Annotated in this window: 9 protein-coding genes and 1 rRNA gene; 9 read left to right on the forward strand and 1 reads right to left on the reverse strand. The window is 65.6% G+C overall.

Translation table 11 applies throughout. From position 1 onward, the window contains the following. Window positions 1-2: 2 nt before the first annotated feature. The 9 genes from rrf to ABD989_RS12170 all read left to right on the forward strand — a co-directional run bounded on the left by rrf (window position 3) and on the right by ABD989_RS12170 (window position 10540). Window positions 3-119, forward strand: a 5S ribosomal RNA gene (rrf, locus tag ABD989_RS12130). 398 nt (window positions 120-517) lie between these two features. After that, window positions 518-1207, forward strand: coding sequence for a TetR/AcrR family transcriptional regulator (locus ABD989_RS12135; protein WP_246994420.1), 690 nt, complete (start codon window positions 518-520; stop codon window positions 1205-1207). A gap of 55 nt (window positions 1208-1262) precedes the next feature. Further along, on the forward strand, window positions 1263-1796 hold the full coding sequence (locus tag ABD989_RS12140; RefSeq protein WP_345313675.1) for a hypothetical protein: 534 nt from the start codon (window positions 1263-1265) through the stop codon (window positions 1794-1796). Between the two features lie 75 nt (window positions 1797-1871). Beyond that, a complete protein-coding gene (locus ABD989_RS12145; RefSeq protein ID WP_246994424.1) occupies window positions 1872-2393 on the forward strand; it encodes a copper chaperone PCu(A)C in 522 nt (173 codons plus the stop codon). Continuing rightward, window positions 2390-3607: a Dyp-type peroxidase gene (locus ABD989_RS12150; protein WP_345313676.1), complete on the forward strand. Its 1218-nt coding sequence runs from the start codon at window positions 2390-2392 to the stop codon at window positions 3605-3607. The genes ABD989_RS12145 and ABD989_RS12150 overlap by 4 nt, the downstream gene beginning before the upstream one ends. A 21-nt stretch (window positions 3608-3628) precedes the next feature. Then, window positions 3629-7186 (forward strand): transcription-repair coupling factor, encoded by a 3558-nt coding sequence (mfd, locus tag ABD989_RS12155; protein WP_345313677.1) that lies wholly within the window; start codon window positions 3629-3631, stop codon window positions 7184-7186. A gap of 24 nt (window positions 7187-7210) precedes the next feature. Continuing rightward, complete coding sequence (locus tag ABD989_RS12160; protein ID WP_345313678.1) at window positions 7211-7540, forward strand: hypothetical protein; 330 nt, start codon at window positions 7211-7213, stop codon at window positions 7538-7540. Between the two features lie 147 nt (window positions 7541-7687). Continuing rightward, the gene (locus ABD989_RS12165; protein WP_345313679.1) at window positions 7688-9211 is read left to right on the forward strand and encodes a nucleoside triphosphate pyrophosphohydrolase; all 1524 of its coding nucleotides are present in this window, start codon (window positions 7688-7690) and stop codon (window positions 9209-9211) included. A 132-nt stretch (window positions 9212-9343) separates the two neighbouring features. Beyond that, window positions 9344-10540 carry a DNA cytosine methyltransferase gene (locus ABD989_RS12170; RefSeq protein WP_345313680.1) on the forward strand — a complete coding sequence of 399 codons (1197 nt, stop codon included), beginning with the start codon at window positions 9344-9346 and terminating at the stop codon, window positions 10538-10540. A 718-nt stretch (window positions 10541-11258) separates the two neighbouring features. On the opposite strand, the gene ABD989_RS12175 is transcribed toward ABD989_RS12170, so the two are convergent. Further along, window positions 11259-14231 (reverse strand): Z1 domain-containing protein, encoded by a 2973-nt coding sequence (locus ABD989_RS12175; RefSeq protein WP_345313681.1) that lies wholly within the window; start codon window positions 14229-14231, stop codon window positions 11259-11261.

Genomic DNA, 14231 nt, shown 5'->3' on the forward strand with positions numbered 1-14231 from the left:
GTTACGGCGGCGATAGCGGTGGGGAAACGCCCGGCTCCATTCCGAACCCGGAAGCTAAGCCCACCAGCGCCGATGGTACTGCACCCTAATCAGTGTGGGAGAGTAGGACACCGCCGAACATTACTTGGAATGGCCCCCGGACCCTTTGTGGTTCGGGGGCCATTTCGCATCTGCAGGCTCTACCGACACCGCGGGTACACCCCCGGTCGTCGACGGTAAAGGCGGCAGTACCCAAACAGGGGCGGCAGCGGGCACCAGAAGCGGCAGCCGGGGGCGTCTCCTCTGGTGTGGCCTGCCGCCTTTGCAGCGAGGTGCCGCCTGTGCGTCGTCGTACCCCCTCGGGGGATGGAGTCGGTGGCAGTCCTGCTTTGGTGTGCGGCGCCGTCGGTGCGTCGTCGTGCCTCGTTGGGGATGGGGTAAGTGGCAACTGTCTGCCGCCGCGGGACTGTGCGCGTGTGGTGGACTCGCGCTCGGCGGGGTGGTCATCGACCGACAATCGCACGCCTAAGGTGGAGATATGGCAGTGAATCGGCCCGGTGACGGCAGTGGCGAAGTGGTGCGCGCACCGCGGGCTCGGATGACGGGCGCGCAGCGTCGACTTCAGCTGATCGAAGTGGCCCGTGGCCTGTTCGCTGAGCGGGGCTTCGAAGGGACCTCGATCGAGGAGATCGCGCAACGCGCCGGTGTTTCCAAGCCCATCGTCTACGAACACTTCGGTGGCAAGGAAGGCCTGTACGCGGTGGTCGTCGACCGCGAGATGGAGACCCTCCTGGAGATGGTCACCAAGTCGCTGACACAGAACCGCTCGCTGTACCGGATCCAGCAGGTGGCGCTCGCATTGCTCACCTACATGGAGGAGCGGACGGACGGCTTCCAGATCCTGGTGCGCGGAGAGTCGATCGTTACCGGAGAAGACGGCGAGAGCACGCGCTACGGGAGCCTGCTCAATGACGCCATCAGCCAGGTGGAACACATCCTTGCCGGCGACTTCGAGCGGCGAGGGTTCGATCCCTCGCTTGCCCCCCTGTACGCGCAGGCGCTCGTCGGCATGGTCTCGGTGACCGCGCAATGGTGGCTCGACGTCCGGGAACCGCCGAAAGAGGTGGTCGCCGCCCACCTGGTGAACCTGTGTTGGAACGGACTGACCCGCTTGGACCCCGATCCAGTGCTCGTCGAGCACGACTATGTCGAACCGGTGCAGGAGTAGCCGTCCGCACAGCTGCGATGGGGGCGGCTCCGACCGCCGGTAGTAGACTGGAGCCATGATCACGCGAGCGAACGGCCTGCTGGCCGGTGCCGTTTCCGTGATCCTCGGTATCGCAGCGCATGGCCTGGCCGGTGGTTATCGGCCGGAAGGGCGTCAGCTGCTGTTGCTCGCAGCCATCGGACTCGGCGTCGCGGCGATCCGCGGTGCGCAGGTCGATCGCGCACAGCAGCATCGGGCCCGCGGCCGCTCGACGTCGGAGTGGCTCGCGGTGACCGGGGTGGTGGCCGGCGGGCAGCTCGCGTCGCACCTGTCGCTCTCTCTGCTCGGGATGCCGTCCGGGCACCACACCATGAACTCGGCCGCCATGATCGGGTGGCATCTGGCCGCCCTGCCGACCGCGGTGATCGCACTGTGCGCGATCAGCGCCGTGCTTCGGCTGCTGGTCTCGACCGTCGCCGCGCTTCGCGTCGCGTTGCCTGCGCGATCCGAACTCACGGCGTCGGTGACTCCCGCAGAACCCGCCGTCGCTCTCCATGACCTCACGCCCCGACTGTCCGTAGGGATGCGCGCTCCACCCGTTTTGGGTTGAGTTCCGCCACGACATTCGCACCTCCGGCCCGAGTCCGGAAGTGACTATCCCTACGCCAGAAAAGGCAGTTTCACCATGGCAATTCGCCGTATGCATCGTCCCGCCGTCGCTCTCATCGCCGCCGCGGCTCCCTTGCTCATCCTGACCGGATGCAGCAGCAGCTCCGACAACAGCACGTCGTCGTCGGCTAGCGCCTCGCAGGAACAGAAGAGTGCGCTTGTGATCACCGATCAGTGGGTCAAGGCCTCCGACGAGCACATGACCGCGCTCTTCGGGACCCTGAGCAACAACAGCGACAGCGAGATCCGGATCGTCTCCGGCAGCACGCCCGTCGCCGGGGAAGTTCAGCTGCACGAGACCGTCTCCGAAGGCGGCGTCAACGTGATGAAGGAGAAGAAGGACGGCTACGTCATCCCCGCACACGGCAGCCTCACGCTGAAGCCGGGCGGCGATCACATCATGCTGATGGACCAGAAGGAACCCATCGCGGCCGGCCAGGAAGTGACCGTCGAACTGCGGATGTCCGACGGTTCGACGGTCCCGGTGACCGCGACGGCACGTGACTTCGCGGGCAACCAGGAGAACTACCAGCCGTGACCACCTCGCGCGGATCCGCCCGGATCTCGCGCCGAGGACTCCTCACCGGAATGGCCGGCCTCGCCGGCGTCGGTGTGGGTGCTGCTGCAGTCGGTCTCGGCGTCGAACGTGAATCGTCCGACGCCGAGCCGGCGCGGCAGACCGTGGAGTTCTACGGGCGCCACCAGGCGGGTGTGATCACCGCTCCGGCAGCGTTCGCCAATTACATCGGCGTGGATCTGATCGATCTCAGTTCGCTGTCCGGGGTACTGACCCTATGGACGCAGGACGGGGCACGGTTGACCCAAGGCGTCCCGGCGCTGGCCGACCCGGAACCCGAATTGGCCACAGCGCCGTCGCGCCTCACCGTGACGGTGGGGGTGGGGCCGCGGGTGTTCGACGATCCACGCTTGGCCGGTCGTCGACCGTCGTGGTTGAAGCCGTTGCCCGCGTTCAGCATCGACCGACTGCAAGACCAGTGGGGCCAGACCGACCTGCTGCTGGTGATCGCGGCCGACGACCCGGTGACGCTGGCGCATGCCACACGGATCCTCACCGCCGAGGTGCGCACCATCGCCCGCGTGCGGTGGGTGCAGCGTGGGTTCCGGACCGCACGCGGCACGCAACCCGAGAGTCAGACGCAGCGCAATCTGTTCGGTCAGGTCGACGGCACCGAGCAGCCGGGGAACAGTCGCTACGACGACCTCATCTGGGACGACGGCGCCGAACAGCCCTGGCTGGCCGGCGGCACCTCGATGGTGGTGCGGCGCATCGCCATGCACATGGACACCTGGGAGGAGCTCGACCGGGGCAACCGGGAACTGGTGATCGGGCGGAACCTGACCAACGGCGCACCGTTGACCGGGACGAACGAGCACGATCCCGTCGATTTCGCCAAGACGGAAGGCGGTCTGCCGGTGATCCCGGCGTCGTCGCACATCGCCCGTGCGCATCGGCGCGCGGACCACGAGCAGTACCTGCGGCGCGCGTACAACTACGACGAGCCGCCTGCGCCTGCATTGCCAGGGCAGGAGCCGGATACGTCGAACACGGGGTTGATCTTCTCCACCGTGCAGCGCGACCCGGTGCGGCAGTTCCTGCCGTCGCAGCAGCGGCTCGCCGAGCACGACGACCTCAACGTGTGGACCACGCCGATCGGCTCGTCGGTGTACGCGATTCTGCCGGGTGCGACCGAGGAGGTTCCGCTGGGAGGTTCGTTGCTGAACGGTCGGTAGCGGGTCACTAGAATGGTTGGAGTGTCGACTTCACCTTCGCTGTCCGGACTGGCCGCCTATGCACTGCGCGACGGCGCCTTCGCCGAACTGGCGCAGAACGCCGACCGGGTCCGCCTGGACCTGACCGCGCCGGACGCCGCGCGGCCGTTCATCGTCGCCGCCCTCGCCGCACGGGATGCCGGACCGTTGCTGGTGGTGGCGGCGAACGGCCGCGAGGCCGACGACCTGACCGCCGAGCTCGGCGAGCTGCTCGACGACGGTCCTGCGGTGGTCGCGCAGTTCCCGTCCTGGGAGACGTTGCCGCACGAACGACTGTCGCCGAGCGCGGACACCGTCGGCCAGCGCCTCGCGGTGCTGCACCGGCTGGCCGATCCCGACGCGGCGCCGCTGCGCGTGGTGGTCACCACCGTGCGGTCGCTGATCCAGCCGATGGCGCCGGGTCTGGGTTCCCTGCGGACGGTGACCCTGACCGAGGGCGAGGACTCCGACTTCGACGCCCTGGTGGCCCAGCTGGTGGAGATGGCGTACGAGCGCGTCGACATGGTCGGTCGACGCGGCGAGTTCGCCGTCCGCGGCGGCATCCTCGACGTGTTCCCGACCACCGCGGATTTCCCTGTGCGCGTGGAGTTCTGGGGCGACGAGGTGACCGACATCCGCGCCTTCTCCGTCGCCGACCAGCGCACCCAGCCGGAGATCGAGACGCCCTCAGTGCAGATCCATCCGTGCCGAGAACTGGTGCTCACCGAGCAGGTGCGGGCGCGGGCCGCCGAGCTGGCGGAGACCACCGCCGACGAAGCACTGGCCGAGATGATGACCAAACTGGGCGAGGGCATTCCGGTCGACGGCATGGAGGCGATGATCCCCGCCCTCGTCGAGGGCGAGATGCAACTGCTCACCGAAGTGCTGCCCGAGAACACCCGCGTGCTGGTGCTCGATCCCGAGAAAGTCCGCACGCGCGCAACGGATCTGGCGCGCACCGGCGCGGAGTTCCTGGAGGCGTCGTGGAATGCGGCCGCGCTCGGGGCGGGTGCGCCGGTGCAGGCCGAGAGTGTCGACCTGCAGGCCAGCTCGTATCGGCCGGTGGCCGAGGTGGAGCAGGCCACCGTCGACGCGGGCCGCTCCTGGTGGACGGTGAGCCCGTTGTCGTCCGGCAGCGGCGAGGAACTGGAACTGAACCTGCAGGCCGGGCCGGCCCCGCACGGTGACGACGCGGCGATCGCGGACCTGCTGGTGAGCCTGCGGGCGCAGCTCGCCTCCGGCGGGCGTGCCGCGGTCGTGGCGGCGGGCAAGGGGACGGCGCAGCGGTTCGTCGAACGTCTCGGTGAAGCCGAAGTGCCCGCGCGGTTGATGAGCGACGGCGACGAGCCGCCCGCTGACGCCGTGGCGGTGTACCACGGCACCTTGCGTCACGGACTGCTCGTGGGGACCTTCGTGGTGATCACCGAGGCCGACCTGACCGGCGCCCGCGTGGTGGGCGTGAAGGACGGCCGCAAGCTGCCGGCCAAGCGCCGCAACCAAGTCGACCCGTTGGCGCTCGTCGCCGGCGACATGGTGGTGCACGACCAGCACGGCATCGGGCGGTTCGTCGAGATGATCGAACGCACCATCTCCGGTGCGCGGCGCGAGTACCTGGTGATCGAGTACGCGCCGGGCAAGCGGGGCCAGCCGGGGGACCGGCTGTACGTGCCGATGGACTCGCTCGATCAGCTGTCGCGGTACGTCGGCGGCGAGCAGCCGTCGCTGTCCAAGTTGGGCGGCTCGGACTGGTCGAACACGAAACGCAAGGCGCGCAAGGCCGTTCGCGAGATCGCGGGCGAGCTGGTGCAGCTGTACGCGGCGCGCCATTCGGCACCTGGCTTCGCGTTCAGCCCGGACAGTCCGTGGCAGCGCGAGATGGAGGACGCGTTCGACTTCACCGAGACCGTCGATCAGATGACGGTGATCGCCGAGGTGAAGGGCGACATGGAGAAGCCGGTCCCGATGGACCGGGTGATCGTCGGCGACGTCGGCTACGGCAAGACCGAGATCGCGGTCCGCGCGGCGTTCAAGGCGGTGCAGGACGGCAAGCAGGTCGCGGTCCTGGTGCCCACCACAATCCTTGCCGGACAACACCTTCAGACGTTCACCGAGCGCATGGCCGGGTTCCCGGTCAAGGTGCGCGGGCTGTCGCGCTTCACCGATCCCGCCGAGTCCAAGCAGATCATCGCCGACCTCGCGACCGGCGACGTCGACGTCGTGATCGGCACCCACCGACTGCTGCAGACCGGCGTGGTCTGGAAGGACCTCGGGCTGGTGATCGTCGACGAGGAACAGCGTTTCGGTGTGGAGCACAAGGAGCACATCAAGTCGCTGCGTACGCACGTCGACGTGCTCACCATGTCGGCGACGCCGATTCCGCGAACGCTGGAGATGTCGATGGCCGGCATTCGCGAGATGTCGACCATTCTGACGCCGCCCGAAGAGCGTCATCCGGTCCTCACCTACGTGGGCGCCTACTCCGACAAGCAGGTCGGTGCGGCCATCCGACGCGAGCTGCTGCGCGACGGTCAGGTCTTCTACGTGCACAATCGTGTGTCGTCGATCGACAAGATGGCCAAGGACATCGCGCGCATGGTGCCCGAGGCGCGGGTGGCCGTGGCGCACGGCCAGATGCCCGAGGAGCTGCTGGAGAAGACCGTCGACGCGTTCTGGAACCGCGAGTTCGACGTGCTCGTGTGCACCACGATCATCGAGACCGGTCTGGACATCTCGAATGCCAACACGCTGATCGTCGACCGGGCCGAGAACTTCGGTCTGAGCCAGCTGCACCAGCTGCGCGGGCGCGTCGGGCGTAGTCGTGAGCGCGGCTACGCGTACCTGTTCTACAGCCCGGACAAGCCGCTGACCGAGACCGCCTACGACCGGCTCGCCACCATCGCCCAGAACAACGAGCTGGGCGCGGGAATGGCTGTGGCACTGAAGGATCTGGAGTTGCGCGGCGCGGGCAACGTGCTGGGCGCCGAGCAGTCCGGGCACGTCGCCGGAGTCGGCTTCGACCTCTACGTGCGCCTCGTCGGCGAGGCGGTGGAGGCCTATCGCGCCGCCGCCGACGGCGAGACCGTCTCGCAGGAGGAGACCAAGGAGGTGCGGATCGATCTGCCGGTCGACGCGCACATCCCGGTCGAGTACGTCGAAGCCGACCGGCTCCGACTGGAGGCGTACCGGAAGCTGGCGTCGGCCGCCTCCGACGCCGACGTCGACGAGGTCCTCAGCGAGCTCAACGACCGCTACGGTCCGCCGCCGGTGGAGACCGAGCGGTTGGCGTCGATCGCCCGGCTGCGTCTGCGCTGCCGTGAGCGCGGGATCACCGAGGTGACGTTGGCGGGGACGTCGATCCGCTTGGCGCCCATGGTGCTGCTCGACAGCGAGCAGGTTCGCCTGGCGCGCCTATATTCGTCGGCCAACTACCGGGCGACGACGCACACCGTGACGCTGCCGATCCCGCGCACCGCGGGGATGGGGTCGCCGCGACTGCGCGACGACGAGCTGATCACGTACCTCGTGACGTTCCTGACCCAGATGCTGCCCGAGCCGCGCTGACCGAACTCGAAAGGACGGTGCGACGTGGCGCTGCCACCGCTCCCGATCTCGCCGAACTATTCGTTCAGCTACTGCGACGACGCGCTGTTCGTGCGTGCCGTCGACGGTCCCGGGGAGGAGATCCGGCTGGCGCCGGGGGAGTCGTACGCCTGGGACGACGAGGGCGTGCGCTACTCGCTGACCTTCGTCGAACGCCGCACCGATGAGGAACTGCTGGAACGCTACCGGCGCGGGCCGATGATGGTGGGGCCGTCGCCGCACAGCGGAATCTTCGAGCTCGCCGTGGAGCCTGGGGCCACTGCTCGCGGGCGCGGCGTGCGCGCGGAGGTCCGAACCGTCCAGATCGGTTCCTGACCGCCCTGGTCACGTGGCTACAGCACCCACGTCGCGACGACTTTGTCGGATTCCGTCCATTCCGATCGGTGGAATCACAGTGTGGGTGCGGGCACCGTCGACCCCCACTGAGTATGGTTCTGCCTATCTACTTGCGGAGGTGCCACCATGCCCGTGATCCTGTTGGATCCAGCGCTGCCCGACCTGATTCCGGTGCGCGCGGTGTCTTCGATGAGCGGCCACGTCTACGTGACCGAAGACGTGCACCCGTCACTGCTCTGGAACCTGCCGTCGTACGAGTTCGCCAGCGCGGTGCGCAACCTGCCGCTCGATGCTGTTCTGCTCACCTCCGACCGCAGGCATTCGCTTGTGCAGCAGCAGATTTCGCGCGGCGCCGAGGTGATCGCCGGTGACGGCGTCGCGGGCAAGCGGTTGCTCGAGGCCGTCGCCCTGATGGATCAGCTGCGGCGCACCGGGCCGTGGGAGCAGCAGCAGACGCACGACTCGCTGCGCCGGTACCTCCTGGAGGAGGTCTACGAGCTGCTCGACGCCTTCGATCAGGGCGACTCGAAGGAGCTGTGCTCGGAGCTGGGCGACCTGCTGCTGCAGGTGCTGTTCCACGCGCGGATCGCGCAGGATTCGGCCGTCGACGCGTTCACCATCGACGACGTGGCGCAGAGCTTCGTCGACAAGGTTTCGTACCGGACGCCGGGCGTGCTGTCCGGGGAGCATTCCGACCTGGAACGACAGATCCAGGAGTGGGAGGAGCGCAAGGCTGCCGAGCGCAATCGGGGGAGCGTGCTCGACGGTGTGGTGACCCAGCAGCCGGTGCTGTCGTTGACGCAGAAGCTCTTCGAGCGCCTCGCCGGCGCCGACTTCCCGCGCGACGCGATCAGCCCGTCCCTGACGCGGATCGACGTCCCGATCCGCAAGCACGCCCGCGACAGCGTCGAAGACACCCAGCGCCGCCTCGTCCTGCAGCTGATGAACCAGGTCCGCGCCGCCGAGAACGCCGCCGGCATCGACGGCATCCACCCCCGCGACGAAAACACCTGGCGCAAGTACCTGGGCATGACCCACGACGACGTCCCTCCGCCCCCGCCTGCTGAGCCAACCCCGCCGGCTGAGCTTGTCGAAGCCCCGGCCTCACCGGCTGAGCCGTCCCCGATGGCTGAGCCTGTCGAAGCCACCACTCCGCCGGCTGAGCCCGCCCCGCCAGCTGAGCCCGTCGAAGTCCCCCGCGCCGCAGCGATCCCGTGGCCCGTCGAGCCCGTCTGGCCCGCCGACGACGACCACGAGCACAACAACCCGTGGGCAGCCGAGAGCACCTCCGGCAACGCGACTGCCGGGCTCGGTTCAACCGCAGACACCCGTCACGACTTCGACTTCGAACTCGACGCCGAAGCGCAGGCCCCTGAGCCGACGCTGGTCGAGACCACGACCCCGATCCCGGTCACCCCCGACCTGCCGGAGGCGAAGGACTTCCAATTCGCCGCTCCGGTCTGGGGCCAACCGTCGCAGCCGAAGTCCGACTCCGGGTTCCCCGAGGCCGAAGACTTCCCCGGCCCGCCGCCGAAGCACCGCATCGTCGACGCAGACCCGATCGAGGTCACCGAGCGCGACGTCGCCGTGTCCTACAACGTCGACGTCCCCCAGATGGTGGTCCGCAATCATTGGGACGACGAGGACTGACAATCACTCGGCCAAATACCGGCCAGTACCGCCTGCAACGCGCCGGACATTCTGCGATTGACGGTGGCGCCGGCTAGTGTCTAGTTCGTGATCCAGCCTGTCCGTCGACCGCTCCCGCCGGTTGAGAATCCGATGATCGTCGACCTGTTCGCGGGTCCAGGCGGCTTGGATGTGGCGGCGCACTGGCTCGGGGTCCCATCGATCGGCATTGAACTCGACGAGTCCGCCGTCGATACCCGAGAAGCCGCTGGTCTGAGCACGATCTGGTCGGATGTCACCAGCTGGAGCCCAACCGACTTCACCCCTGCCTTCAACGTCCTGGCAGGTGGGCCCCCGTGCCAGACCTACACCGTCGCTGGCAATGGACACGGACGTCGTGCTCTAACGCGTGTGATCAAGTTGGTCGAACTCCTGGGAGAAGGTCGCGTCGACGAGGTTCTAAACGAAGTCTCCACGCACTCAGATCCGCGGACCGGACTCGTTCTTCAACCGCTGATCTGGGCACTCAAGGCAATCGAGGCGAATCGGCCCTTTGAAGCGATCATGCTCGAACAGGTGCCTGCCGTGAAACCTGTCTGGGAAGCGATGGCGAAGGTACTCAGGGAACGAGGTTACGGAGCCGACGTCGACGTGCTTCGGACCGAGGAGTTCGGTGTGCCTCAGACCCGACGCCGTGCGGTGCTGATCGCCCGACGCAGCGTCGATGATGCAGAAGTGGTGCTTCCTTCGCCTACGCACCAAAAGTACGTCGGCACCGCGTTGGATGCGGATCCCGTGCTCGACTTCGACGCCGGACTGCCGCAGTGGGTCTCGATGGGCGAGGTGCTCGACGTCGGTGAGCCCTTCATCGTCGTCTCGAACTACGGCAGCGGCGGTGACCCGAAGAACCGCAGCAAGAGACGCCACGACCGTCCCGCGTTCACCGTTACGGGGAAGGCCTCACGGAACAAGATCGTGATCACCCGGACCGGCGACGACTCCCGTCGCTTCGGCCCGCGGGAGGCTGGGCGTCTGCAGACCTTTCCGGACGGCTATCCCTGGAGTGGGCGGGACATCTCCCAACAAGTCGGAAACGCTATTCCGCCCCGACTCGGGGCACATGTTCTAAACCATTTGCTGGGGCTTGGTCAAGTGCTCGACCATGAGTTTTTCAATGGTCGCGGCGCAAAATGGCAAGGTCCCGGACCTGCCGAGCACTTCAGAGTTCGCTCCGAAATCGCAAGGGTGGGGGTGCTCGGAGACACTCTTCAGACGGTCGTGGGCACTTCTCTAAGTGAATCGCCCTGGGGTGTTGGGGGACTGTCTCAAACGGTCTACACCTCGAGTTGATAGGCAGGGATCCGAGCATAGTGCGAGGGTCCATTTCAGCCAGTGGGATGTCGCCGTAGTGCTGATAGAGGGCCGTCGGTGGTTGAACCAATCGACCCATGCGGCAGTGGCGCTCGCGACCTCGACGACGGCCACCACAGCTTGTGGGGCTTGATCAGCTCCGTCTTGCAGAGCCCGCTGATGGTCTGAGCCGCCACGCATTTCGTACGAGTGACCGGTGTTGCCTATCGAGTCGGCAACACCGGTCTCTCTCCCCCCGGGTGTTTGGCCGTGACGAATCGAGGTGTGCAGATGCTGTCTTATCGTGGCTCGTTGATCATCCCGACGAATCTCCGTGTCCGTCCCGTCACCGGGTCCATGCCGCCTGGGTGAACACGTGGAGCACGAAATCGGTAGGCAGCGTCATCACGGTCGCCTACCCGAGGATCCAACGGGCGAAACACATCCGACGATAAACCGAGATATGCTGCACGGACGAGGCCGGTACACATGTGGAAGTTGCAACTCGCAACCGGGCCAGCGCCCGTGGTGTGAAATTCCAATTGACCAGGTCGCTGGCGTGCTGCATTCCGTGATAGGCGATCGTGGTCGGACGGGTCTGCCTCTCCGCACCTCAAGCGGTGACGCGCTCATCACGCACGTGACAATCGGAGTCTGCGGAGAGACGATCCGTGTTGACCTGGGCTGTGGACCCTGCGGGACCCAGACCACTCGGCGCTCAATCGGTTGGCGGATCGGCGACGACCTCGTCTGGCTTCGCCGAGTTGATGACAGTCCATTGAATGAGATTGCTCCTAGGTACCGCCTTCGCAGGTACTGCGATGGAGATGAGTCCCACCAGATCCTTCCGATCGACAGGCTTCGTGACCTCGTCTGGCTCGCGGTCAGGAACGACGGACACCAGCACAACGCCACGCGTTGCCGATTCACCGAGAGGTGCCACCGCCTCGCCGATGGCGATGGGTCGCGCGGCGGCGCGGTGCTTCCGATCCGAACCGACAAAGTCGATGCGGCCAGCACGCCGCTTGCGCTTCACGATCGATATATCGCCGCCGAGTTCAGGGATGTGGAAGGTCCGGCCACCAGTGCTTGGCTGCATCCACACTACCGCCCAGTCGGTGATCTTCCCGTTGTCCGTCGCCTTGTTGATGAAACCGCTGAAGGCATTGATGTTGGCTTCATAATCAGGGTGCCAGGTCAGCTGTTCGAACAACTGGTTGAACTCCGCCGCGCCGATGAGTCCGACACGAGCGCGTTGCTGGAAACCAGTCTTACCGTCGAGCTCGTACGGGAGTAGTGCGTCACTGTCTGCGTGTTTGAGAAGCGGCACGATGATCTCGTCGAAGTTCTTGCCGTGATCGCCGCTTCCAGGCTCGGGAAGACCATAGAGATCCTGGATGTCGGTCGGAGCTTTGTTGGCGATTACTGCGTTCCACATCTTGTTGCGGGCAGTCGGCTTTAGCCAGGGAAGGTGCTGGCTCACTAAAGGCGGGATCTGACGCGGCTCCAGCATGGGCATGCCGTGCTCGTCGAAGCCTGCGTACTGACTGAGTTCGGCTCGGAACGCCTCTTCGTCCATGAGCAGTGCCTCGAACGCCTCGTAGAGGTCCACCTGAGAGTCGCGACGGATATATAGGCGGACGAGGTCCTGGTATCCCGGCCTGAACCCGAACCAGCGGCCAGCCTGCATGAGCGTGTCGGCCTGACCGGCCTTTCTGCGGAAGTATGAGGTTGTTAGACCCTCGACCGTGAACCCTCGGCTTAGCTGGGTTCCTCCGACGAGAATCCGCCAGACCTTGTCCACTTCGAAGTCGAGTTTCTTCTGCTGTGCCTGGATCTCCTTGTCAGAATTGACGATGAGAACGGGGTCTCCATCGACGGTGATCTGGGCTAGCGCCTCTCCGATGTAGGGCTTTAAAGCATCGAAGCTGGCGGGGACGGGGGCGCCGGCAGCGCGGGCACGCATCACGGGTAGAAAGTCCTGGTTGTAGAGCCTCTCGAGCCGGGAGAATCCCTCAGTGGAGTTGAAATTTGCCGTGGCCCAGAGTGACCGAACATCCGCGGCTGTGTCCGCGTGATCGCCGCGCTTGACCGACTCGTGAAAAAGGAGCGTGTGATGGCGGTAGCTCACGCCCGGGTTGGCCTTCAAATACGTGTCATCGGCCTCTCGGAACTTCTTGAGAGCGCCAGCGAGTACCCACGAGTCAAGCGCCTCCTGGAGTTCCTCGCGCCGCTTGATGGGGGCGGTGTCCTTATCGCCAGCGAGGGGCCGGATGTGCGCTAATTCGTTGGAGTTCGCGACGGTCTTCTTCTCGTCGTCCCAGCGCTTTCCGACGTCGTGAAACTCCTGAACGCCCATGTAGCCGGGCGGACGGTGGAGTGAGAGAACGAAGTCAGCCGGGAACAGGTCGCGCTGGTCATCAGGGTCGACGAACACGTTCGCGAAGGGCGTCGCAGTGTAGCCTACGTACTGTGCGCGCTTGCAGAGCGCGAGTATATCTGTGATGAGCTCGTTAATTTTCGTGCGTTTGCGATTCTCTGCCGATCCCTTCTTCCACTTGGCCGGGTTCGTAGTGTCCACAGATGCCTGGTCGGACTCATCGTCGATGATCAAAACCGGCAGCTCATCGAGGTCGTTCTTCAACGGCTTCAGGTCTTGGATCAACTTCCGAAGCGCCGCTGGATTCTTCTTGATCACCGCGACGTAGGCGCCCGAGTGGAACAGGTTCTCTTCGTCATTGAGAGGCTTCTGCTTGTTTTTTCGTGCGAACTTCAGCTTGGTCATCGCCTGAGGTAGACGTTTGTAATCGCTGCGATGACTCGTCACGCGAGCGATCTCGACGACGCCCGGCAAATTGAGTACGTCGCCGTGTTTGACGAATGCGTCTGGCCACTTGTCATCTTGCTGGTAGTCGAGTTCCTTGGCCACGTCCGGGTCCGCGGGGTCCTGGCCAGCGAGGATATTCTCGACGCCCATGAGCTCCATATCCATACGGCGCTGGGTCTGAGCGCGAAGGATCTCGATGGTGCCAGTGAGCACGATGACCAGGCGATAGCCAGCGTCGATGCCCTTGGCGACCACCCCCGTGAAGTTGGCAGTCTTTCCGCTCTGGACGTAGCCGACAACCAGACCCTTGGTCTGCTTCGCTTCTGGTCGCGTTGGACGGCTGAGTCGCTCGATGACCTCGGTCGTCGTCTCGTCCAAGGAAGAGATGGACGATGCTGGCCATCCCTTGACGTCGCGAAGGTATGCCTCGTAATGATCCCAGTAGACGCTGCTCCGAAGCTTCCTTTCGGCCGCGTACCAAGGTTCAAAGACCTTCGAGATAGTTGTCGACGGCTTCTCGAAGACCCCGATTCGCTCGGTGAACGCTTGCGCTAATTCTGGCGAAAGTCCGAGCCTGGCGTAGATCGCATTGCGACGTTCTTGCGAGTGCCGGGGAGGCTTCGTGTCGTCCGGACCGAGGTACTCATCCTGGCTGTCCCACTTCGCAAGCGCGATGCGAGCATGGGTCAGGGCGGGCTCGTTCTCATCGGCGTTTAGGACGAACTCGACGAGTTCTTTGTCGTCTATCGCAGTACCTGCCAGAGCGGCCAAGACCGGGGCAAGTGGCTGGGTGGGCTGCTGGTGCTTTAGAGCGATGAAGGCGTTGGCCAGGGCTTCTGCCCAGGCGGGGCGTTGATCGGTCAC

It is taken from the genome of Gordonia alkaliphila (genome assembly GCF_039542465.1).
Taxonomy (GTDB): Bacteria; Actinomycetota; Actinomycetes; order Mycobacteriales; family Mycobacteriaceae; genus Gordonia; species Gordonia alkaliphila.